We start from the raw sequence: 21136 nt of genomic DNA on the forward strand, positions 1-21136 counted from the left end.
ATGAGCGCCACGCCGAACGCCGACCCCGCCTTTCACGACGTCGCCGAGCTCGATTCCGCGATCGTCTACCGCCTGATGTCCGGCTCGATAGCACCACGCCCGATCGCCTGGGTATCGACCGTCGATGCCGAGGGCAACGCCAACCTGGCGCCGTTCTCGTTCTTCAACGTGGCCAGCGTCGACCCGCCGGTACTCGCCTTCGCGCCGTTGCTCGATGGCCAGGCACGCAGCAAGGATACGATCAACAATCTGCGCGCGGTTGGCGAATGCGTGGTGCATATCGGCGGCGAGGCGTTGATCGAGGCGCTCAATGCCACCAGCGCCACGCTCGCCCCGGGGGAGGACGAGTTCGCTCACGCCGGACTCGAGAAGGCGACGCTGGGCAAGCTCCGGGTACCGCGCATCGCCGCGGCGCCGATCGCCTTCGGCTGCCGGCTTCACCAGATCATCGACTTCGGCGATCGGCCGCGGGCAGGCCGCCTGGTACTCGCCGAAGTGGTCGTCATCCACGCCGATCCGGCGGTCTGGGACGGGCGCCACGTCGATCTCGCGACGCTGCGCCCGGTGGGCCGCCTGGCCGGTGCCGACTACTGCCGTGCCAGCGACCTGTTTGCGCTCGAACGTCCGGCCTGAGAGGCCGGCGCCCGACGGTCGACACGCCTGATGCGATCGCGCTGCGCGGTCGATTCGGCGGCGTCCGACACGGGCTCAGCGCCTCGAGCGCTCACGCTCAGCCAGAGGAAAGCGCCGGGAGCAGGCACTCCTCGATGGCCTGACGCACCGAGGGCAGCATCACATCGCGATGCTGCATCAGCTCGCGAACCGTCTCCTCGAGTCCCGGCACCCCCATCTCGCGGTGCTTGCACAGTGCCATGCGCGCGCAGGTCCGCGGACAGGCGTCGTCGGACACACGCACACCGAGCGCCTGGATGCGTGCGCGAAAGTCATCGCCATCGATCAGATCAACGATCATCATAAGGGCCTCCGTCATCGGCCTGTACCCGTTGAGTCGCCCAGTCCGCGGCCGCTTGACCGAGCGGCACGGAACCATTCGGCACCTGCAGCGATAGTCGCTCGCCACGCGGCCCACGACAATCCCCCCGCCGCTACAGCGACCGCCGATGGCGGCCATCGTCATGCCGATGTCGCTGCAGGCAGATCCCGGCAATGGCGTGGCAGGCCCTCGCCCAAGAAGAAGGGCCGCGCCGGTTGGCCGGCGCGGCCCTCTACATCGTTACCGGTTCATGCTACCGGTTGCTGCCAGCCTTACCGACTGACGCATCGCATCGGCTGCAATGCGATCAGTCGCAAGCGCTTACGACTGGCCAGCCATGCTCTGAACTTTCTTCATCAGCTCGGGATCCTGCTGGACCGCCTGGCCGATGGCATTGAAGGTCTCGACGGTCAGACCGCTGTCTTCAACGACGGCAACCATCTTCTCGTTGGCTTCCTTACGGATCTCCTGCTGCTCTGACTGGCCTTCGGCCTCTTGCAGGCGCTGGGTGTAGTCCTGCGAGATACCGGCGATATCCTGCGAGGCGTCGGCGAACTGCTGGAGCTGCTGCTCCGAGAAGTCCTGCGCGGTCGGCGCAGCCTGCTGAGTCTGCTGCTGGGCGGCATTGTCGCCGCTTTGCTGGGCCATGGCCGGTGCCGATACCATGCCCGCCGTCAGCAGGGACGCAGCAAACAGTGCAGTGATCTTGCGCATGTAAAACCTCCAATACTCATTTCTAGGCGTGTAGGGGTGTGACGGCAGGTCATGGAAAAGGTTCCGGAATTCTTGTAACGCATTGAAAAATCAAGTTCCCGGCACATAACCTCTGTCGCACGAAAGCGACAGCTCACCGCCGACAGCGTATCAGTCACTCGCTCCCGCGTCAGTCCCGCTCGAGCCAGTCGACGATCGCTTCGATCCCCTCCCGGGTCTGACGTAGCGTCGGCGACCCCAGCACCTCGCCGGAAGTGGCGAGCAGCTCGCCACCCTCGAAATCCACGTAGGCCAGCCGCACCGTCAGCTGTTCCGGCGGGCAGCCGAAGGCGCTACCCGGCAACAGTGCAACACCCGCCTCGTCGAGCAACCGCCGGGTCAGCTCACGGCTGGTGGCGATGCCCCGCGACGCCAGGCGCCGGCGGTGCATGGCGAAGTCCGGGAACAGGTAGAAACCGCCATCCGGCGCGTGGGTACGCACGCCGGCGGCGTTGAGTCGCGCCGCGCACCAGCCGCCGATCTCGGCGAGCACCGCGCGCTGGCGCTGCAGGTAGGCGTCGAGCTCGGGCCCCGGGGTGTAAGCGGTCATCGCCGCCTGCTGGATGGGACTGGCAACGCTCGACCAGGTCTCCGAGGCGACGCCGAGCAGGCGCTGGAACAGCTCGTCGCCCAGGGATGCGGGGGCGTGCATCACGCCCAGCCGCCAGCCTCCGGCGCCGCACCACTTGGACAGCCCGCCGGTGGTCACGGTGCCTTCCGGGTAGTCGCGGGCGAAGGCACGATACGCGCCGCGATGGTGAAGCAAGCCATAGATCTCGTCGGCCAGTACCAGCACGCCATGGCGGCGCGCCACATCAGCCAGGCGTTGCTGGGTGTCGGCATCGGGCGCCAGCCCGGTGGGATTGCCCGGTGCGTTGTGGATCAGCACCTTGAGCCGTTCGGGCCGCTCGCGACAATGCCGCTCGAGGGTCTCGGGGGTGACTTGCCAGCGCTCGTCCCAGGTAGCCTCGAGGCGCACGGCATGTTGCCCGGCCATGCGCGCCTGCGGCGCGTAGGAGACCCAGGCCGGCGCGGGGATCAGGATATCCGCCGCCGGCAGCGACTTGATCAGCGCAAACAGCAACAGCTTGCTGCCGGGGCCGACCAGCACCCGCTCGGCCTCCCAAGGGGTCTGATCGACGACGCCGTGGAACGCCGCGACCCGTTCGCGCAGCGCCGGCAACCCCTGTACCGGCAGGTAGGCCTTCTGCGCGGCGTGCGCGGCCAGCGTCGCCACCGCGGGGGCGAAAACCGGAAACGGCGACTGGCCGAAGCCGAACTTGTAGATGCGTTGGCCGCTGGCCTCGAGCAATCGCGACTGCTCGTTGATCAATAGCGTATCGGATGACGGCGTGGCGTCTTCCGCCTTGGCATAGCCTGCCTGCAGGCGGCCTGACACGGGGCTGGCGGGCAGGTCATCGGATAGGTCGGTGGCACGGGTCATGCGGGCCTCCTCGAGGCACGGTAGGGACGGGAACGGCTGATCGGAAGCGGCGCCGATCATTCGACGCCCAGTCGGGCGATCAGCGCCTCGCGCCGGCGGATCGACGCCACGGCGTCCTCGCCGAGCCGCACGGCGACACGTGACAGCAGCATCTCGAGTAGCAGGAAAAGGCTGCTCATCGGGTTGAAGAAGAACGGCCCCTCGGCCGGCGCTATCAATCGGCAGTCGGCAAGACCCGCCAGCTGCGAACGCGGGTGGTTGGTCAACGCCACCAGCTGGGCGCCCTGCTCCACCGCCAGCCGGCAATAGTCGACGCTGGCCCGCGTCTCGGGGCGAAAGGCGATGCCCACCACCAGGTCGTCGCCGTCGAGCCTCAGGGCCCGCTCGACGTCGATGCCGGCCTGACTGTCGATCAATTGCACGTCGTCACGCAGGTAATCGAGGTAGTAGGCCAGGTAATGCGCCGCACCGAAGCTGGCGCGCAGGCCGATCACCTGAACCCGGCGCGCGGCCGCGAGCCCCGCGGCGGCACGCTCGATCATGGCCTCGTCGAGGCCCTCGACCGCGGCCGACAGGTTGCCCATCTCCCGCTCCCAGAGGGCCCTGTCCTGGGCGATCCCCGGGCGCTTCACCGGCGTCTCGCCGAAATCCAGCAAGCGCTCGGCACGCGTGGAATAGAAGGCACGCCCCGACAGGTCCTCGCGGAACAACGCCTGGAAGGCCTTGAAGCCGGAAAAGCCCAGCGCCCGCGACAGGCGCGTCAGGCTCGAGGGATTGACGGCGTGCCGGTCGGCGAGTTGCGAGATGGTCGAGAGGCCGACCCGCTCGGGGGTCGCCAGCAGTTCCTCCAGCAATGTCCGGGCCTTGACCGATAGCGCCGGCGCGCCGTCGTCGCGACGCCGGATGCGCACGGCGAGCGCCTGCAGGTCGGCAAGGTTGTCGGGAGCGCGAGGGGCATCGGCATGCATGAAAGTGACTCCGGCTGTGTCGCCCCAGTATGGCGTGCCGCCGGAAGCGTTTGCAAATTTTTTTCCACCAAGCACATAAAATTACCAACCCCTCGATATCGACGAAGCAGTTGGTCGCCATAACGGGATCTGCTAAATTGAACCATCGACATACATGCCCGTATGTTAACCACTCAAGGAAGAGCCATGCCGCCTATTTCCCCCAACCGCTTGCGCCCCGGCCTGTTGCTCGCCGGTCTGCTCGGCCTGCCACTCCTCGCCCCGCTGGCGAACGCCGAAAGCCTCTACTCGCTCAAGGTGACCAACGACCTGTTTTCCTCGAGCGACGATGGCCACTACACCAGTGGCGTCGACCTGATGCGCACCACCACGCCCGAGGCCGATCACTGGTCGCGCCGGCTGGCCGGGTGGCTGCCCGGCTGGACGGCGAACGGCCTGGATGCCGTCGGTTACCAGTTGAGCCATCAGATCTATACCCCCAAGGCCATCGAGCGCCGCGCGCTGATCGAGGACGATCGCCCCTATGCCGGACTGCTGCTGGGCGGGCTGTCGCTGTTCGACGATGTCCAGCATCGCGGCTGGCGCGAGGCCTCGACGCTCAACCTGCAGGTCGGCATGGTGGGGCCCGCCGCAGGCGGCGAGCCGCTGCAGAAAGGCGTCCACGACCTTCTCGACAGCGATGAACCGCGCGGCTGGGACCATCAGCTGGAAAACGAACCGATCGTCAACCTGGGCTGGCACAAGGCCTGGTGGCTGCAGAACCGCTGGGCCGGGATGGAGTGGGAATATGGCCCCAGTGCTTCATGGCAAGTGGGCAATCTCTACGACTACCTGGGCAGCGGCGGAGCGATCCGCTTCGGCGAGGGGCTCGACAAGAGCTTCGGCATTCCCAGCGTGGCGCCGGCGCTGGGCGGCCGACAGGGCTTCAGGGCCCACCAGGGTTTCGGCTGGTACGGCTTCGTCGGTGTCGAGGGTCGCTACATGGCGCACAACCTGCTGCTCGACGGCAACACCTTCGAGGACAGCCACAGCGTCGATCGCCGCGAGTGGGTGGGCGACATCACCGCCGGCGCGGTGGTGAGTTTCGATCGCTGGCAGCTGGCCTTCACCAACGTCTGGCGCAGCCATGAGTTCGAGGCCCAGGAAGAAGCCGATCACTTCGGCTCGATCACCCTGTCCACCTGGCTGTGACTACCGTCACGAACCGAAACGGGCGCCCGAGGGCGCCCGTTGTGCATGGGCCCCTGCTCAGCCATAGACCAGATTGGGCAGGAAGGTGATCAGCGCCGGGAACAGGATGACCAGCAGCAGACCGAACCCCTGGATGCCCAGGAACGGCAGCGACGAGCGGAAGATCTGCGCCATGGTGATGTGCGGCGGGCAGACCCCCTTGATGTAGAACAGCGCATAGCCGAATGGCGGGCTCAGAAACGACATCTGCATGTTGACCAGATAGATCACGCCGAACCACAGCGAGACATCCCCCGCGCCGACCCCCGGCAGCCCGAACAGCCCATCGAAGGAGAGCGGCTGGATCAGCGGCACGAAGATCGGCACCGCCAGCAGCAGGATGCCCACCCAGTCGAGGAACATGCCCAGCGCGATCAGCAGCACCATCATCACGAGCAGTACGCCATAGGGACCGAGGCCGGCTCCCGAGATCAGCTCCTGGACGAAGTCCTGACCGCCCTGCAGGATGTAGAAACCGACGAAGATGGTCGCGCCGAAGATGATCCACATCACCATCGCGGTGGCGACCAGCGTGGTCATGCACGCCGCATGCAGGTTGGGCCAGGTCAGACGCCCGTGCATGGCGGCCACCACCAGCGCGCCCAGGGTGCCGATACCCGCCGCCTCGACCGGCGTGGCCAGGCCCGAGAAGATCACCCCCAGCACCACGATCACCAGCACGATCGGCGCCAGCATCTTGCGCAGCAGGCGCAGCTTCTCGCGGGTACCGATACGGTCCTCGACCGGCAACGGCGGAGCCGCCTTGGGATTGAGAGTGCCGCGCATCCAGCAGTAGAAGGCGTACATGCCCGCCAGCAGCAGCCCGGGAATCAGCGAACCGAGATACAGCTCACCCACCGATTGCTGGGCGACAACGCCATAGATGATCGCCAGAATCGATGGCGGAATCAGGATCCCCAGCGTACCGCCTGCCATGATCGAGCCGATCGCGATCTCGGGATCGTAGTTGCGCTTGAGCATTGCCGGCAGCGCGATCAGCCCCATGGTCACCACCGCCGCGCCGATCACCCCGACCATCGCCGCCAGCAGCGTGGAGGCGACGATGGTGGCGATCGCCAGCCCGGCCTTGAGACCGCCCATCCACTTGTAGACAGTGTCGAAGAGTTCCTCGATCAATCCGGCCTTCTCGAGTACCGCCGCCATGAAGATGAACAGCGGAATCGCCGAAAGCTGATAGTTGGTCATCATCGGGAAGATTCGCGACGGCAGCAGGTTGAGCATGAACTGGTCGCCGACCAGATACAGGAATACCACCCCCAGCCCGCCGGTGACGAAGGCCAGCGGCAACCCTGCCACCAGCACCAGCATCAACGAGCCGAACATCAGCCCGGTCAGGGTACCGATCCCCACGTTGGCCAGGCTGTTCTCGATGCTCAACGGAAAATGCTCGTAATCGTTGACGGCCACGTTGACGATCTCGTGCAGCGCATATGCCGCCAGTACCGCGCCCAGCAACAGCATCGCCCAGGCGAAGGTTGCGCCGCCCTGATGATGGCGCCGCGCATGCCGGAAAGCCTGACAGTCCTTGATGAACTGAGCGATACCCTGGAACAGCAGCAACAGACCACCCAGCGCCAGCGTGGACTTGATCGGGTAATACTGCACCGACCACTCGGTGAACGAGGTCTCGTTCGAGTAACTCTGGCCGAAGAATACGGCGTCCTGACTGACCGATTGGGCGAAGAAATTCCACCCCGTCGAAATCAGCGCCAGCACGAAGATGAAGAAGAACACCGAGGTCATCAGGTCGAGCGCGGCGCGCGTCATCGGTCCGGCGCGGACATACAGGATGTCGACGCGGACGTGCCCGCCCTCGCGCAGCGCGAAGGCCCCGGCCAGCAGATACTGCATGCCGAACATCAGAAACATCGACTCGTGCGCCCAGTTGGTCGGCGAGTTCAGGGCATAGCGGACGAACACCTCGTAGCAGTAGACGAACGGCGCGATCAACGACCAGTAGGCAACATAGCGACCGGCGAAGCCGGAGACCTTGTCGATGACCCGGGTAAAGCCGTTGCCCGGCGGCCGATAGGCGCCGCCCTCCTCACCGACCGGCACCTCGGCGGTGGTATTGCCGCTGACGGTACCGCCGCGACGAAAGCTGCGATCGACAAAGAACATCACCGCCAGTGGCAACAGCAGCAATAACGACCAGTACAACCAGTGCGGTAATACGAAATTGACCTCGAGATTCATGAACCCTCTCCCGTGGCGACGGCGGGCGTCGAAAACGGTGTGACTGGACGTTGTCGTCCGGGTGATAGAAGGTGATTCGCTCACTCGCGGGCGCCACCACCTGAAACGTGGCAGCGCCCGCGAAGGGGACATCAAGCCCCGTCAGGCATTCAGCGTATGACCCTGGAGATCCTCCTCGGTGACCAGGGCAACGGCAGGGTCCTGCATGGTTTTGAGGTGTGCCTTGAATAGCCGGGCAGCATCGGCATCCTTGTTGGCCCACTTGAACCACAGCGGAATCGCGGCCTTGCGGAAGCGGTCGGCATCGTCCTCGGTGAGATGGATGATCTCGACGCCCTTCTCTTCATACTTGGGCCAGGCCTCGGCGTTGGCAGCCTGGATCGCCGCGTAATGCTCACGTGAATAGGCGGCGACCAGTTCATGCATGAGATCCTGCGTTTCCGGGGACATGCGCTCGAAGACGCGCCGATTGATACCGATGTCCATGAGGTCGACGGCCTGGTGCAGACAGGGCGTCGACGGCGGCCCCATGATGATGTAGTCGGTCACCTGCCAGAAGCCCAGCTCATAATTGACCGCAGCGCCGGTATAGTCGGACGCGTCGATGGTGCCTTTCTCGAGCGCCGGATAGACCTCCGAGCCGGGCAACAGCGTGGTCCTCGCGCCGATCGAGGCGAAGGTCTCGGCGACGATGCCGCCAGGCATACGGATCTTGAGGCCGTTGAAATCGTCGAGACTGCGCAGCGGCACCTTGGAGTGGATCAGGTTGAGGTCATGATGGACGTGGCCGAGGAATTCCTGACCCTGCTTGCGATAAAGATCCTTGGCAATACCGAAGCCACCATAGGCGCCGAACATCATGTCCCACTGGTGCGGCATCGACAGCCCCATCGGGTAGGCAGTCATGAAGACCCCGGCGGGCATCTTGCCGGGCCAGTAGACGGTGAACCAGTTCTGGCCTTCGAGTACCCCGTTGCGTACCGCGTCGGCAACCTCGAAGGCGCCGGCCACCGCACCCGCCGGAAACGGCTCGATGCTCACCTCGCCACTGGTCAGTTCCTGAACCCGGTTCGCCCAGTTCTCGAAGGTCTTGTAACCGGTGGTGCCCGGCTGCCAGGAGGACTGCATACGGATGCGGATGCCCTGCTGCGCCTGTACGCTGCCGATCCAGGGCGCGGCGACCGCCGCCGCCGAGCCCAGCGCCGCGCCCTTGAGAAAGGTACGCCGGCTGGCCGGCTTGGCGGCCGCGCTGGCGGGCTGAGAGACGCTATCCTGGTCGATGGCCGCCGGTTGGCGTGTCTTGTCATGCATGGCGATGTCTCCTGGGAGTCGGGCCCACCCGAAGCGAGCGAGCCTTGTTGTTGTGCGGTTATCGTGCGCTTGCCGCGCCGTGTGTCCCGAGAATCACAGTAGCCGAGTTGCGTTGGCACGCCATCGCTTTCGTCAACGCTAAAAACGCCCCAGCCCCCTGAAAACATGGTCAAAATGGCTCCCGACCACGCCACGTCCGGGCCGCTCTGGTCCGACCAATTTACCGCTGTAGATCACGTTTTAGACCAAAGCACGACCCCGATAGCGGCATTTGCACGCCGTGCTGGTATACCGCGCACCGATCTGGTGTGCTTGTCGTTCATTATCTGGAGGAGCCCGCGATGTTCCGATGCCTGCGTCCCCTGCTGTGGTGCCTGTGTCTCTCGGCGGCACTGCCGGCCTCCCTCGCCGCGGCCGCCGAGAATCCCGCCAACCCGCTGATAACCGATCGCGGTCTGTTCCGTCCGCTGATCGTGGTTGCCGACAGCGCCGACGATCCGGATTTCCAACGCATGCTCGCACGGCTCGAGACACGCCGGGCCGCCTTCGAGGAACGCGAGATGCTGCTTTATACCCTCGCCGGGGGGCGCGGCGAACGTGCCGGCAGGCCGATGACCGAGGCCGAGGTCGGAGCCCTCGTCGAGGCCATGAAACTCGACCCGCAGGGGCCGACGACGGTGATCCTGGTCGGCAAGGACGGCGGCAAGAAGATGCAGCTCGAGGGCTACGTGGCGCCGCAGCAGGTCTTCGACATCATCGACCGCATGCCGATGCGCCAGCGCGAAGCCGGGCAGAACCGATGAACGTCCCGCCCTTTCGTGCCGGCGCGGAATCGCCCTGGCTGGCGACGATGCCGGCGCTGTTCGTGGTGCTGTGGAGCACCGGCTTCATCGGCGCCAAGTTCGGCCTGCCCTATGCCGAGCCGTTCACCTTCCTGTTCATCCGCTTCGCCTTGACGCTGGCGGTGCTGCTGCCGCTGACGTGGCTGTTCCAGGCGCCGTGGCCGCGCTCGCCGGCGCTCTACGGCCACGTCGCGGTGACCGGCCTGCTGGTTCATGCCGTCTATCTGGGCGGGGTGTTCTACGCCATCGAGCGGGGCCTGCCCGCCGGCCTGGCGTCGTTGCTGGTGGGGCTGCAGCCGCTACTCACCGCCGCGCTGGCCTTGCCGTTGCTCGGCGAACGCCTTGCGGCACGTCAGTGGCTGGGACTCGTGCTGGGCCTGGTGGGCATCACCCTGGTGCTCGGCGGCAAGCTCGCCCCCACCGCCGGCCATCTGTTCGACGGCTTCGGCATGGGGGCGCTGGCCTGCGTGCTCGCCTCGCTGGTGGCGATATCCGCCGGCACCCTCTACCAGAAACGCTTCTGCACCGGCGTACCGCTGCTTGCCGGCAGCGTTATCCAGTACCTGGCCGCGGGGGTGGCGCTGGGCGCCGGCGCCTTGTGGCTGGAAAGCCGCGAGGTGATCTGGACAGCCACCTTCGCCGTGACGCTCGCCTGGCTGGTGCTGGGCCTGTCGGTGGCCGCGATCCTGCTGCTGATGGCGCTGATCCGGCGCGGCGCGGCCTCGAAGGTCGCCAGCCTGTTCTACCTGGTGCCGCCGCTCACCGCATTGGAAGCCTGGTGGCTGTTCGACGAGACGCTGGGGCCGGTGGCGCTGGTCGGCATGGCGATCAGCCTGACCGGGGTGGTGCTGGTATCGCGTCCCTCCAGGACTCGCCGCTAGCTGCCGATAGAGCGACGGAGTACCGCGACGATCCAGGTTATGTCATCCAACGCCACGTCTGCGCTATATCCCTCGAGGCGGGCCGCGCGCCCGAGCGACACCCAACAACCGGGGAACGACAACACCATGAGTCATTGCGCAAGGGTCGAGAATCACTGCGGGCGCTGCGATACACCGCTGCCGTTCGATTTCACCATGGCCTTCCAGCCGATCGTCGATGTCGAGCTGGGTCGGGTGGTTGCCTTCGAGGCGCTGGTACGCGGCACCCAGGGCGAGTCGGCCGGACAGATCCTCGGCCAGGTCGACGAGAAACTGCTCTATCGCTTCGACCAGGCCTGCCGGGTCAAGGCCATCGAACTCGCCAGCCGGCTGGACATGCGGGAGACGCTGTCGATCAACTTCCTGCCCAACGCCGTCTACGAACCCACCGCCTGCATCCAGGCCACCCTCGAAGCCGCACGGCGCGCCGACTGGCCCATCGGACGCATCAACTTCGAGATCGTAGAGAGCGAAGCCGTCAGCGACCGCGCTCATCTCAAGCGCATCGTCGACAGCTATCGCGAGATGGGTTTCTTCACCGCGCTCGACGACTTCGGCGCCGGTCATTCGAACCTCGATCTGTTGACCGAGATGCGCCTCGACACGCTGAAGCTCGACCGTCAGTTGATCATGCAGATCGACGGCGACCCGCGCCGCCAGGCGATGGTTCGTGCGGTAGTGGCGATGGCCGCCGAACTGGGCTGCCAGCTCGTCGCCGAAGGCATCGAGACGCTGGCCGAGGCACGCTGGCTCAAGCGCGCCGGAATCGTCCGGCAACAGGGCTATTTCTTCGCCCGTCCCGCGCTCGAAACGTTGCCGGGCGTGCCCGCGGCGCGCTTCGCGGACATCGAAGCGTGAACGCTTGCCGTGCCCGCCGAAAGCGGGCACGGCCGGTCATGCGGGCAAGATTGGCTGCCTGCCACCAGGCCATCCTGGCGGCGCCTGGCAGGCCCCGGCGACCGCGGGGGCGCGTTCAGGCGGCCAGGCGGCCATGCGGATCGATGACGAATTTCTTGGCCACGCCGCCATCGAAGTCCGCGTACCCCTGGGGGGCCTCGTCCAGGGCAATGACCTGGACATTGACCGCGTCGGCGATGTTCACCTTGTCGAACAGGATCGCCTGCATCAGCTGGCGGTGATACTTCATCACCGGACACTGACCGGTATGGAAGGAGTGGGACTTGGCCCAGCCCTGACCGAGGCGCATCGACAGATTGCCCAACTTCGCCTCCGAGCTGGCGGCGCCGGGATCTTCGGTGACATAGAGTCCCGGAATGCCGATCTGGCCGCCGGCACGGGTAATGTCCATGCAGGCGTTGAGCACCGTGGCCGGCTGCTCCTGGGCGTGGTTGTGGCCATGGCAGCGCGCCTCGAAACCGACGGCGTCGACGGCACAGTCCACTTCGCGCTCGCCGAGAATCGGCTCGAGCATGTCGGCCATGGGCGTGTCGCTACGCAGGTCCAGCGTCTCGCAGCCGAAGCTTCTGGCCTGGTCGAGGCGCTGCGGATTCATGTCGCCGACGACGACACAGGCCGCTCCAAGCAACTGGGCAGATACCGCCGCGGCCAGGCCCACCGGACCGGCTCCCGCGATGTAGACGGTGCTGCCGGGACCCACGCCGGCGGTGGCGCAGCCGTGGAAACCGGTGGGAAAGATATCGGACAACAGGGTCAGGTCGCGAATCTTGTCCATGGCGATATCGCGGTCGGGGAACTTCAGCAGATTGAAGTCCGCATAGGGCACCATCACATATTCGGCCTGGCCGCCGACCCAGCCGCCCATGTCGACATAGCCGTAGGCGGCCCCCGGACGGGCAGGATTGACGTTGAGGCAGATGCCGGTTTGACCTTCCTTGCAGTTGCGGCAACGGCCACAGGCAATGTTGAACGGCACCGAAACGATATCGCCGACCTGGACGAATTCCACGTCGCGACCGCATTCGACGATCTCGCCGGTGATCTCGTGGCCCAGAACCATGCCGGATGGCGCGGTGGTCCGCCCACGGACCATGTGCTGGTCGCTGCCACAGATATTGGTGGTAATGACCTTGAGGATCACGCCGTGCTGGCATTTCCGGTTACCCAACGCCAGCTCGGGGAAGGGGATCGGCTGGACCTCGACATGGCCGGGGCCCATGTATATCACCCCGTGATTGGCTGCACTCATGGTTTGTTTCCTTATGGCTTGTTGCAAGAGGCGGAAGCCCGCTTATCGAACATAGCCACTTCACGAGCTAGCACTGTTCCCAGCGAGTCGCCGCCATGTCAAAACGAGACATCGGCCGACGTGGATGACTGCCCTGTCGCTTTGCCTGTATGACGCTCGCCCTGGAACGGCTGATTCGAGCCCCCGGAATCTAGCTGCGACGCACCACACCCTCTTCCTCGAGCAGCTTGAAGATCGCCTCGGCGCCCTGCTCGGGCGTCGCCCCTTCCAGCACCTGGCCGCCACCGCCCTGAGCCTTGGCCGCGGCAGCCTTGAAGCGATCCCGCGCCGAGGCCGCCTTGACGATCTTGAGCCGCTTGGGCCGCTTGCGCGCCGGCTGCACGTGCCATTCGGAGAGCGCGTCGTCCCTCACGCCGTCACGCGTCTCGGGGTCGAAGCCGCCACGCCGCGCCGGACCGAAAGCACTCTGGCGCGCCGCCGGCGCGCTGCTTTCCACTGTCGCGATGGCCGGCAGGCGCACGCGCAAGCGGCGTCGCTGGCCGCGCGGCAAGGCCTGCAATACCGTTGCCATGCCGTGCTCGACGCTTTCCACCGCGGCGAGGCCCGTGACGATCGGCCAGCCCAGCCAGTCGGCGAGCAGGTAGGGCAGCAGCCCCGAGCCTTCGCCGGTCTCGGCCCGCGCGCCGGTAAGGACCAGTTGGGGCGAGGCATCGCGCAAGACCGCCGCCAAGGCCGGCACCACATCGGCACCGGACGGCTGCTCGAGCAGGCCGATCGACGCCAGCCCCATGCCCAGGTAACCACGCAGCGCGCTATCGCTGTCGTCGTCATGGCGGCCCGCATGGATCAGCCGGACATCGGCGTCCGGCAGCGTCAGCGCCATCTCCACCGCACGGGCGTCCTGGTCGGCGCGCCGGGCCCGCGCGGTCAATGGATGTCGCCCCACCGAGACCAGCACGGCCACGTTCAATTCGGTCTCGGCGGGGGTAGCGACGTCATGCGGCATCGCGATTCTCCTGTTGCTGTTCCCGATAACGCTCGACCATCGCCACCAGGGCAGCGAGGATCTCGCCGGCGTCGCCGATCACGGCGAGATCAGCACGCTTGACCATGTCGCAGCCGCCATCGAGGTTGATGGCCACGACCTTTTCGCAACTCTGGATGCCCTGCAGGTGCTGGATGGCGCCACTGATGCCCACCGCCACGTAGACCCTGGCGGTGACCCAGGTGCCGGTTGCGCCGACCTGGCGATCGCGCGGCATGAAGCCGTCATCCACCGCCACCCGCGACGCGCCCTCGGTGGCGCCAAGGATCCTGGCGGCGCGATGATAGGCCTCCCAGTCCTTGACCCCGTTACCGGCGGAGAGAATGAATTCGGCCTCGCCCAGCGCCACTCCGGCGGGATCGACGGCCACCGCGCCCAGGTCCTCGATGCGCGCCAGCACCTGGGGCGGCCCCTGCGTCAGCTCGACGGGCCGGGCGGCATGGCGCGTCTCACTGACCGGCTCGGCGCATTCCGCCAGCGCCATCGCCACACGCGGCAGGGGGCGGGTCATGTCCGTGCCGCCCGCCGCACCGCGTGCGATACAGCGCCAATCGGTCTCGCTGACGGCGTCCGCCTCGATCTGCCATACCTGGGTCGCCGGACGCTCGCCCAGACGCACCGCCAGCCGCCGACCCAGGTCGGCGCCGCCGAGGGCGGAATCCGGCAGCAACCAATGGCGGGGCGCCAGCTCGCGTTCGACGGCCTGCAGGGCGGCAACCCGCGCTTCCGGCGCATAGCCATCGAAACGCGCATCGCCGCCACCGTCTTCGCCTGCCCCGCCGAGAGACAGCAGACGATCGATGCCGGCTTCGTCGAAAGCGGCTTCCCTGGGCTCAACGAAGACAACGGCCAGCACCGCACCGGGCCGCTCGGGGTCGGCATCGGCCAGTTGCCGCGCCATCCCCAGCAGGTCGCGATCGTGGGACGACAGCCTGCCGCCCGGCATGTCGGGCACCACGGCAACCAGGAAATCCGGCGCATCGATATCGACCCGGCGTCGCGTGTCCTTGGGCTGCGCTTGGCGGCCTCCGGACTGAGTCGCTGCCTGCTGCGCACCGCTGCGGTCGATGCGCTTGATGCCGTTGGGGCCGATGAAGCCGACGGCACGCGGGTTCCGGCGCGTCAGGCCGTTGGGGCCCGGCCACTCGCTGGGCGATGCGGTGCCGTGCGGATCCACCCGTACCGCGAGATGCTCGGGATGCAGGCGGTTACGGGCGATCCACTCCCGGCGGGGATCGCGTCGGACGATATCGCTCATAGCGCAACCTCCTCGGTATCGCGCCGGGGGCGATTGCCCGCCCCGCCTGGCGCGGCGTTCTCGACCAGCGCATCGGCGACCAGCTCGGCGATGTCCTTGACCTCGGCACGCTCTTCCGCCACCACGCCCTCGAGCATCGCCGTGCACTGCGGACACCCCACCGCCACCAGCTCGGCGCCGGTCTCACGCACGTCGTTCATGCGCATGTCGGGTATCCGCTGCTTGCCGGGGACGTCGGTGATCGGCGCGCCGCCGCCGCCACCGCAGCAGCGCGAGCGATAGCCGGAGCGCGCCATCTCCTTGAGTTCGACGCCCAGCGCCTTGAGCACCTCCCGCGGGGCCTGGTACTCGCCGTTGTAGCGGCCCAGGTAGCACGGATCATGGTAGGTCACGCTGCTCGCCTTCATGGCCTTGAGATTCAACCGCCCCGCCTCGATCAACCGGTGCAGGTAGGTACTGTGATGGAACACCTCGTAGTTCCCGCCCAGCTCGCCGTACTCGTTCTTCAGCACGTGGAAGCTGTGCGGGTCGCAGGTGACGATATGCGTGAAGCGATACGGCGCCAGGGTGGCGATGTTGCGCCGGGCCAGGGACTGGAAGGTCGCCTCGTCGCCCAGTCGCCGCGCCACGTCGCCGCTGTCGCGCTCCTCGGCGCCGAGCACGGCGAAGTCGACATCGGCCGCGCGGAGTACTTTCACCAGCGCACGCAGCGTGCGCTGGTTGCGCATGTCGAAGACGCCGTCGCCCAGCCACAACAGCACCTCGGCCTCGCGCTTGTCGGCCATCAGCGGCAGGTCGAGATCGGCGGCCCAGTTGAGCCGCGAGCCGGGATCGAAGCCACCCGGGTTGTCGGTGGCGATCAGGTTGTCGAGCACCTCGGCGCCCTTGTTGGGCGTATTGCCGTGCTCGAGGGTCAAAAAGCGCCGCATGTCGACGATGGCGTCGACGTGCTCGATCATCATCGGGCACTCTTCGACGCAGGCGCGGCAGGTGGTGCAGGACCACAGCGTCTCGGCATCGACCAGCGCCGTGCGGCCTTGTGCCTGTGCGGAGGGCCGCGCGACGATCGGGCCGTGCGGCTCGCCGGCGTGCTCGCCCACCGGCTTGCCCGGATAGGGCGAGCCGGCGTAGCGGGCATCGCTGCCGCCCGCCATGCCGACGACCATGTCCTGGATCAGTTTCTTGGGGTTGAGCGGCTGGCCGGCGGCGAAGGCCGGGCATGCCGCTTCGCAGCGGCCGCACTGCACGCAGGCATCGAAACCGAGCAGTTGGTTCCAGGTGAAGTCGGCGGGCGTCTCCACGCCGAGCGGGGCCTGGTCATCCTCGAGATCGAGGGCCTTGAGCCCGGTCGAGCGGCCTTCGCCACCCCGCTTGTCCGAAAAGCGCTCGGGGCGGCGATGGAAGGCCAGGTGCAGCGCGCCGGCGAAGGCGTGCTTCATCGGCCCGCCCCAGGTCATGCCGAACACCAGCTCGGCCAGGCCCCAGGCCACCACGGCGGCCAGCACCAGCGCGACCAGCCAGCCGCCGGCGGGCAGCACGCCCACCGCCGGCAGAGTCACCACGAAAATGCCCAGCGAAAACGCCATCAGACTCTTGGGCAGGCGCATCCAGGGGCCCTTCGACAGGCGCGCCGGCGGATTCCGCCGACGCCGGGCGACGAACAGACTGCCCGCGAACATCGTCGCGCTGGCCGCCAGCAGCAACCAGCCCAAGACGCCCTCGGCGAGGCCCAGGCCGTGGACGACGATGGCCAGCACCGCCGCCAGCACGAAGCCACCGGCGGTGGCCACGTGGGTATTGGACATCGTCTTGTCGCGGGCGACGATATGGTGCAGATCGACTAGGTAGCGTCGCGGCATCGCCGCCAGGCCCCGGATGAGCGGGACCGGCGAGGACCGCCCCTGGCGCCACAGGCGAACGCGGCGCACGGCGCCGACCGCCGCCAGCGCCAGGGCGGAGAAGATCAGGATCGGCAGGAGGGTGTCGAGCATGGTGGCAACCTCGGTATTCGGGCTTCGAGCTTCGAGCTTCGAGCTTCAGGCTTCAGGCTTCGGGCTACAGTGTTGCTCGCGGCTCGTTGCCCGAAGCCCGTGGCTGACGCGAAGCGTCTTCAGAAGTCCTTGCAGAGCCTGATCGCGTCGTAGATCGCGGCATGCGTATTGCGCGGCGCCGTGCAGTCGCCCAGGCGGAACAGCAGGAAGCCATCGCCGTCCTCGGATAGGCACGGCTGCGGCTGGATCGCGTAGAGCGCTTCGAGATCGATCTGCCCCTTGTTGCGCGACTGCTGCTTCAGCGCGTAATAGAGCGTCTCGTCGGGACGCACGCCGTTCTCGACCACGACCTGGTCGACCACCCGCTCCTCCTGGGCACCGGTGTACTCGTTCTCGAGCACCGCCACCAGCGAGTCGCCCTCGCGATAGACCTTGTGCAGCGCCAGGTCGGAGGACATGATCACCTCCTTCTCGTAGAGGCTGCGATAGTAGGTCGGGAAGGTGGTCCCGCCGACCGCCGCGCCGGGCTTGATGTCGTCGGTGACGATCTCGACCGCCGCCCCCTTGTCGGCCAGGTAATCCGCCGCCGAGACGCCGGCGAACTCGCAGATGGTGTCGTAGATCAGCACGTTCCTGCCGGGCTCCACGGCACCGCTCAGCACGTCCCAGGTGCTGACCACCAGGCTCTGTCCGCGATCCTCGGAATAACCCCATTCGGGCACCTGAGACAGGAAGGGCTGGCCGCCGGTGGCGAGGATCACGATGTCCGGCCGCAGGTCGGCGATCGTCGCCTCGTCGGCGCGGGTGCCCAGGCGCTGGTCGACACCCAGACGCGCCAGCTCCAGCTGGTACCAGCGGGTGATGCCGGCGATCTGGTCGCGCTGCGGGGCCTTCGCCGCCAGGGTGATCTGGCCGCCGAGCTGCTCGGCGGCCTCGAACAGGGTGACCTCGTGGCCGCGTTCCGCCGATACCCGCGCGGCCTCCATGCCGCCGGGGCCGCCGCCGACCACTACCACCCGGCGCCTGGGCCCTTCGCTCTTGTCGATGATGTGCGGCACGCCCAGGTACTCGCGCGAAGTCGCGGCGTTCTGGATGCACAGCACGTCGAGCCCCTGGTACTGGCGGTCGATGCAGTAGTTGGCGCCCACGCACTGCTTGATCTGGTCGACCTGGTCCATCTTGATCTTGGCGATGAAGTGCGGGTCGGCGATGTGCGCGCGGGTCATTCCCACCAGGTCGACGTAACCGCCCTCGAGGATACGCTGCGCCTGGTTGGGATCCTTGATGTTCTGGGCGTGGATCACCGGCACGCCGACCACCTCCTTGATGCCCGCCGCCAGGTGCAGGAACGGCTCCGGCGGATAGGACATGTTGGGAATCACGTTGGCCAGGGTGTTGTGGGTATCGCAGCCCGAGCCGACCACGCCCAAGAAGTCGATCATGCCGGTGGCATCGTAATAGGCGGCGATCTGTTTCATGTCGTCGTGGGTCAGACCGTCCGGATGGAACTCGTCACCGCAGATGCGCATGCCCACCACGAAGTCGTCGCCGACCTCGGCGCGCACCGCCTTGAGGACTTCCATGCCGAAGCGCATGCGATTCTCGAAGCTGCCGCCCCACTGGTCCTCGCGCTTGTTGACGCGCGGGCTCCAGAACTGGTCGATCAGGTGCTGGTGCACGGCCGACAACTCGATGCCGTCGAGGCCGCCTTCCTTGACGCGACGCGCGCCCTGGGCGAAGTCGTCGATGACCCGCCAGATCTCCTCTTCCTCGATGGTCTTGCAGGTCGAGCGGTGCACCGGCTCGCGAATGCCCGACGGCGACAGCAGCGTCGGCCAGTCGAAGCCGTCCCAGCGCGAGCGCCGGCCCATGTGGGTGATCTGGATCATGATCTTGCCGCCGTGCTCGTGCACGGCGTCCGCCAGGTTTTGGAAGTGCGGAATGATCCGGTCGGTGGAGACGTTGACCGAGCTCCACCAGGCCTGGGGGCTGTCGATCGACACCGGCGAGGAACCGCCGCAGATGCACAATCCGCAGCCGCCCTTGGCCTTCTCCGCGTAGTACTTGACGTAGCGATCGGTGGTCATGCCGCCGTCGGTCGCATGGACCTCGGCGTGGGCGGTGCTGACCACGCGGTTGCGAATGGTGAGATTGCCGATCTCGATCGGCTTGAACAGCGCGTCGAATGCCATCTCGGTAACCTCAGCCTGCCAGGGAGTGACGGGGAGCGACCGTGAACCGGCCGACGTCGCAGCCTTCCTCGGCGGCGCTCTGGGTCTGCTCGGCGAGCGTGCGCATATTGCTGCCGCGGGCGGCGAGAATCTGATCCATGGCCCCGGCGAACCAGCCGGTGAACATGTACTCGACCTTGCGCCCGACCTTACCCAGTTGATAGACGAAGGCGCTGTGCTCGAGACGCACCTGGGCGGTGCCGGCGTCGAGGTCGATCGCCTCGGTGATGAAGAGCCCCCAGCCGCGCTGGGATAGCCGCTTCATGTAGTGCTCGAAGACCTCCACGCCCTCGAGGCCGTGGCATTCGGCTTCCTTCTCGCACCAGTGCCAGGCGCTCTTGTAGCCGGCGTGGTAGAGGATTTCGGCATACTTCTCGGCACCCAGCGCCTCTTCGACGGCGACATGGTTGTTTATGAAGAAATGCCGCGGCACGTAGAGCATCGGCAGCGCGTCGGTGGTCCACACGCCGGTGTCGCTGTCCACCTCGATGGGCAGTTCGGGAGCCAGCTTGGTCACGGTGTTTACCTCAAGATATAGTTATTTGATTCGGCTTCGGGCTTCGGGCTTCGGGCTTCGGGCTTCGGGCTACAGTGTTGCTCGCGGCTCCTTGCCCGAAGCCCGTGGCTTATTGCCCCCAGACATCGCCCAGTACGCGCACCCAGTTCTCGCCCATGATCTTGCGTACCTGGCGCTCGGAGAGGCCGCGCTTGAGCAACGCCTCGGTGAGATTGGGAAATTCGCCGATGGTGCGGATGCCCTCGGGGTTGACGATCTTGCCGAAATTGGTCAGCCGCCGCGCGTAGCCCTTGTCGTGGGTCAGCCACTCGAAGAAGTCCTGATCCTGCCCCTGGGTGAAGTCGGTGCCGATGCCGATGGCATCCTCGCCGACGATGTTCATCACGTACTCGATCGCCTCGACGTAGTCGTCGACGGTGGCGTCGACCCCGGCACGCAGGAAGGGCGTGAACATGGTCACGCCGACGAAGCCGCCATGCTCGGCGATGAACCTGAGCTCCGCGTCGGACTTGTTGCGCGGGTGCTCCTTGAGCCCCGACGGCAGGCAGTGCGAATAGCAGACCGGCTTTTTCGATTCGAGAATCACTTCCTCGGAGGTCCTGGCACCGACATGGGAGAGATCGCACATCATGCCCACGCGGTTCATCTCGGCGACGATCTCGCGACCGAACCCGGACAGGCCGCCGTCGCGCTCGTAGCAACCGGTGCCGACCAGGTTCTGGGTGTTGTAGCACAGCTGCACGATGCCCACGCCGAGCCGCTTGAAGATCTCGACGTAGCCGATCTGGTCCTCGAAGGCATGGGCGTTCTGGAAGCCGTAGATGATGCCGGTCTTGCCCTCCTCCTTGGCGCGGGTAATGTCGGCGGTGGTGCGAACCGGGCGCACCAGTTCGCTGCACTCGGCCATCAGCCGGTTGGAGGCGACGATGTTGTCGACCGTGGCCTGAAAGCCCTCCCACACCGAGACCGTGCAGTTGGCGGCGGTCAAGCCGCCGCGTCGCATGTCCTCCAGCAGTTCGCGGTTCCATTTGGCGATGATCAGGCCATCGATGACGGTGGCGTCGTCGTGCAGTTCACGCGGGGTCATGGGGAGCTCCCGAAGGGTTGGCGTCATGCCCGCAGAATAGCCCCGCGCCTCGCCGCCCCGGCACTTGGAAGCGACGACGAGAATCGCAAAAGCGTCACGCCTGTCGCGGATGCGACGCAAGCCCGGACGGCACGCGGCGAACGTTGACTTCCAGGCGTTCT

18 protein-coding genes are annotated in these 21136 nt (G+C 66.6%); 5 read left to right on the forward strand and 13 right to left on the reverse strand.

The features are described 5' to 3' along the window. Positions 1-633 carry a flavin reductase family protein gene (locus HR9077_RS18940; protein WP_136068857.1) on the forward strand — a complete coding sequence of 211 codons (633 nt, stop codon included), beginning with the start codon at positions 1-3 and terminating at the stop codon, positions 631-633. A 97-nt stretch (positions 634-730) separates the two neighbouring features. Here HR9077_RS18940 and HR9077_RS18945 read toward each other — a convergent pair whose 3' ends face one another. From HR9077_RS18945 to HR9077_RS18960, 4 genes are all read right to left on the reverse strand, one after another. Then, entirely contained in the window at positions 731-976 is a 246-nt protein-coding gene (locus HR9077_RS18945; RefSeq protein ID WP_136068858.1) for a hypothetical protein, read from the reverse strand. Positions 977-1315: 339 nt separating this feature from the next. Next, a complete protein-coding gene (locus HR9077_RS18950) occupies positions 1316-1708 on the reverse strand; it encodes a DUF4168 domain-containing protein (protein ID WP_136068859.1) in 393 nt (130 codons plus the stop codon). Positions 1709-1877: 169 nt separating this feature from the next. Beyond that, on the reverse strand, positions 1878-3191 hold the full coding sequence (locus HR9077_RS18955) for a pyridoxal phosphate-dependent aminotransferase (protein ID WP_136068860.1): 1314 nt from the start codon (positions 3189-3191) through the stop codon (positions 1878-1880). Positions 3192-3247: 56 nt separating this feature from the next. Next, on the reverse strand, positions 3248-4159 hold the full coding sequence (locus HR9077_RS18960; RefSeq protein ID WP_136068861.1) for a MurR/RpiR family transcriptional regulator: 912 nt from the start codon (positions 4157-4159) through the stop codon (positions 3248-3250). Between the two features lie 186 nt (positions 4160-4345). On the opposite strand from HR9077_RS18960, the gene HR9077_RS18965 reads away from it, so the two are divergent. Continuing rightward, complete coding sequence (locus HR9077_RS18965) at positions 4346-5350, forward strand: lipid A deacylase LpxR family protein (protein WP_136068862.1); 1005 nt, start codon at positions 4346-4348, stop codon at positions 5348-5350. A gap of 57 nt (positions 5351-5407) precedes the next feature. Here HR9077_RS18965 and HR9077_RS18970 read toward each other — a convergent pair whose 3' ends face one another. Both HR9077_RS18970 and dctP read right to left on the reverse strand, forming a co-directional pair. Next, complete coding sequence (locus tag HR9077_RS18970; protein ID WP_136068863.1) at positions 5408-7606, reverse strand: TRAP transporter large permease subunit; 2199 nt, start codon at positions 7604-7606, stop codon at positions 5408-5410. A 141-nt stretch (positions 7607-7747) separates the two neighbouring features. Further along, entirely contained in the window at positions 7748-8917 is a 1170-nt protein-coding gene (dctP, locus tag HR9077_RS18975) for a TRAP transporter substrate-binding protein DctP (RefSeq protein WP_244613370.1), read from the reverse strand. 341 nt (positions 8918-9258) lie between these two features. On the opposite strand from dctP, the gene HR9077_RS18980 reads away from it, so the two are divergent. The 3 genes from HR9077_RS18980 (at position 9259) to HR9077_RS18990 (ending at position 11537) form a co-directional block, all read left to right on the forward strand. Continuing rightward, the gene (locus HR9077_RS18980; RefSeq protein ID WP_136068864.1) at positions 9259-9720 is read left to right on the forward strand and encodes a DUF4174 domain-containing protein; all 462 of its coding nucleotides are present in this window, start codon (positions 9259-9261) and stop codon (positions 9718-9720) included. Then, entirely contained in the window at positions 9717-10640 is a 924-nt protein-coding gene (locus HR9077_RS18985) for a DMT family transporter (RefSeq protein ID WP_136068865.1), read from the forward strand. The genes HR9077_RS18980 and HR9077_RS18985 overlap by 4 nt, the downstream gene beginning before the upstream one ends. A gap of 126 nt (positions 10641-10766) precedes the next feature. Next, the gene (locus HR9077_RS18990; RefSeq protein ID WP_136068866.1) at positions 10767-11537 is read left to right on the forward strand and encodes an EAL domain-containing protein; all 771 of its coding nucleotides are present in this window, start codon (positions 10767-10769) and stop codon (positions 11535-11537) included. Between the two features lie 115 nt (positions 11538-11652). Here HR9077_RS18990 and fdhA read toward each other — a convergent pair whose 3' ends face one another. From fdhA to HR9077_RS19025, 7 genes are all read right to left on the reverse strand, one after another. Beyond that, positions 11653-12846 (reverse strand): formaldehyde dehydrogenase, glutathione-independent, encoded by a 1194-nt coding sequence (fdhA, locus tag HR9077_RS18995; protein WP_136068867.1) that lies wholly within the window; start codon positions 12844-12846, stop codon positions 11653-11655. Positions 12847-13036: 190 nt separating this feature from the next. After that, entirely contained in the window at positions 13037-13852 is an 816-nt protein-coding gene (etfB, locus tag HR9077_RS19000) for an electron transfer flavoprotein subunit beta (protein WP_136068868.1), read from the reverse strand. After that, positions 13842-15149 carry an electron transfer flavoprotein subunit alpha gene (etfA, locus tag HR9077_RS19005; protein ID WP_136068869.1) on the reverse strand — a complete coding sequence of 436 codons (1308 nt, stop codon included), beginning with the start codon at positions 15147-15149 and terminating at the stop codon, positions 13842-13844. The genes etfB and etfA overlap by 11 nt, the downstream gene beginning before the upstream one ends. Beyond that, positions 15146-17140, reverse strand: a complete 1995-nt coding sequence (locus HR9077_RS19010; RefSeq protein ID WP_136068870.1) for a (Fe-S)-binding protein — start codon at positions 17138-17140, stop codon at positions 15146-15148. Before HR9077_RS19010 ends, etfA begins: the two co-directional genes overlap by 4 nt. A 119-nt stretch (positions 17141-17259) precedes the next feature. Further along, on the reverse strand, positions 17260-19332 hold the full coding sequence (gene dgcA, locus HR9077_RS19015; RefSeq protein ID WP_136068871.1) for a dimethylglycine demethylation protein DgcA: 2073 nt from the start codon (positions 19330-19332) through the stop codon (positions 17260-17262). A gap of 10 nt (positions 19333-19342) precedes the next feature. Beyond that, positions 19343-19888 carry a DUF5943 domain-containing protein gene (locus HR9077_RS19020; protein ID WP_136068872.1) on the reverse strand — a complete coding sequence of 182 codons (546 nt, stop codon included), beginning with the start codon at positions 19886-19888 and terminating at the stop codon, positions 19343-19345. 109 nt (positions 19889-19997) lie between these two features. Further along, a complete protein-coding gene (locus HR9077_RS19025; protein ID WP_136068873.1) occupies positions 19998-20975 on the reverse strand; it encodes a dipeptidase in 978 nt (325 codons plus the stop codon). Positions 20976-21136: the final 161 nt, after the last annotated feature.

This window comes from Modicisalibacter radicis, assembly GCF_900961225.1.
GTDB lineage: Bacteria > Pseudomonadota > Gammaproteobacteria > Pseudomonadales > Halomonadaceae > Modicisalibacter.

Excerpts from the sequence above, each read along its gene's own strand:
- HR9077_RS18985 (WP_136068865.1), top strand. The coding sequence starts at position 9,717 with ATGAACGTCCCGCCCTTTCGTGCCGGCGCGGAATCGCCCTGGCTGGCG.
- HR9077_RS18960 (WP_136068861.1), bottom strand. The coding sequence starts at position 4,159 with ATGCATGCCGATGCCCCTCGCGCTCCCGACAACCTTGCCGACCTGCAG.
- HR9077_RS18990 (WP_136068866.1), top strand. The coding sequence starts at position 10,767 with ATGAGTCATTGCGCAAGGGTCGAGAATCACTGCGGGCGCTGCGATACA.
- dctP (WP_244613370.1), bottom strand. The coding sequence starts at position 8,917 with ATGCATGACAAGACACGCCAACCGGCGGCCATCGACCAGGATAGCGTC.
- HR9077_RS18950 (WP_136068859.1), bottom strand. The coding sequence starts at position 1,708 with ATGCGCAAGATCACTGCACTGTTTGCTGCGTCCCTGCTGACGGCGGGC.
- HR9077_RS18970 (WP_136068863.1), bottom strand. The coding sequence starts at position 7,606 with ATGAATCTCGAGGTCAATTTCGTATTACCGCACTGGTTGTACTGGTCG.
- HR9077_RS18940 (WP_136068857.1), top strand. The coding sequence starts at position 1 with ATGAGCGCCACGCCGAACGCCGACCCCGCCTTTCACGACGTCGCCGAG.
- HR9077_RS18945 (WP_136068858.1), bottom strand. The coding sequence starts at position 976 with ATGATGATCGTTGATCTGATCGATGGCGATGACTTTCGCGCACGCATC.
- etfB (WP_136068868.1), bottom strand. The coding sequence starts at position 13,852 with ATGCCGCATGACGTCGCTACCCCCGCCGAGACCGAATTGAACGTGGCC.
- HR9077_RS18955 (WP_136068860.1), bottom strand. The coding sequence starts at position 3,191 with ATGACCCGTGCCACCGACCTATCCGATGACCTGCCCGCCAGCCCCGTG.
- HR9077_RS18965 (WP_136068862.1), top strand. The coding sequence starts at position 4,346 with ATGCCGCCTATTTCCCCCAACCGCTTGCGCCCCGGCCTGTTGCTCGCC.
- etfA (WP_136068869.1), bottom strand. The coding sequence starts at position 15,149 with ATGAGCGATATCGTCCGACGCGATCCCCGCCGGGAGTGGATCGCCCGT.
- dgcA (WP_136068871.1), bottom strand. The coding sequence starts at position 19,332 with ATGGCATTCGACGCGCTGTTCAAGCCGATCGAGATCGGCAATCTCACC.
- HR9077_RS18980 (WP_136068864.1), top strand. The coding sequence starts at position 9,259 with ATGTTCCGATGCCTGCGTCCCCTGCTGTGGTGCCTGTGTCTCTCGGCG.
- fdhA (WP_136068867.1), bottom strand. The coding sequence starts at position 12,846 with ATGAGTGCAGCCAATCACGGGGTGATATACATGGGCCCCGGCCATGTC.
- HR9077_RS19025 (WP_136068873.1), bottom strand. The coding sequence starts at position 20,975 with ATGACCCCGCGTGAACTGCACGACGACGCCACCGTCATCGATGGCCTG.
- HR9077_RS19010 (WP_136068870.1), bottom strand. The coding sequence starts at position 17,140 with ATGCTCGACACCCTCCTGCCGATCCTGATCTTCTCCGCCCTGGCGCTG.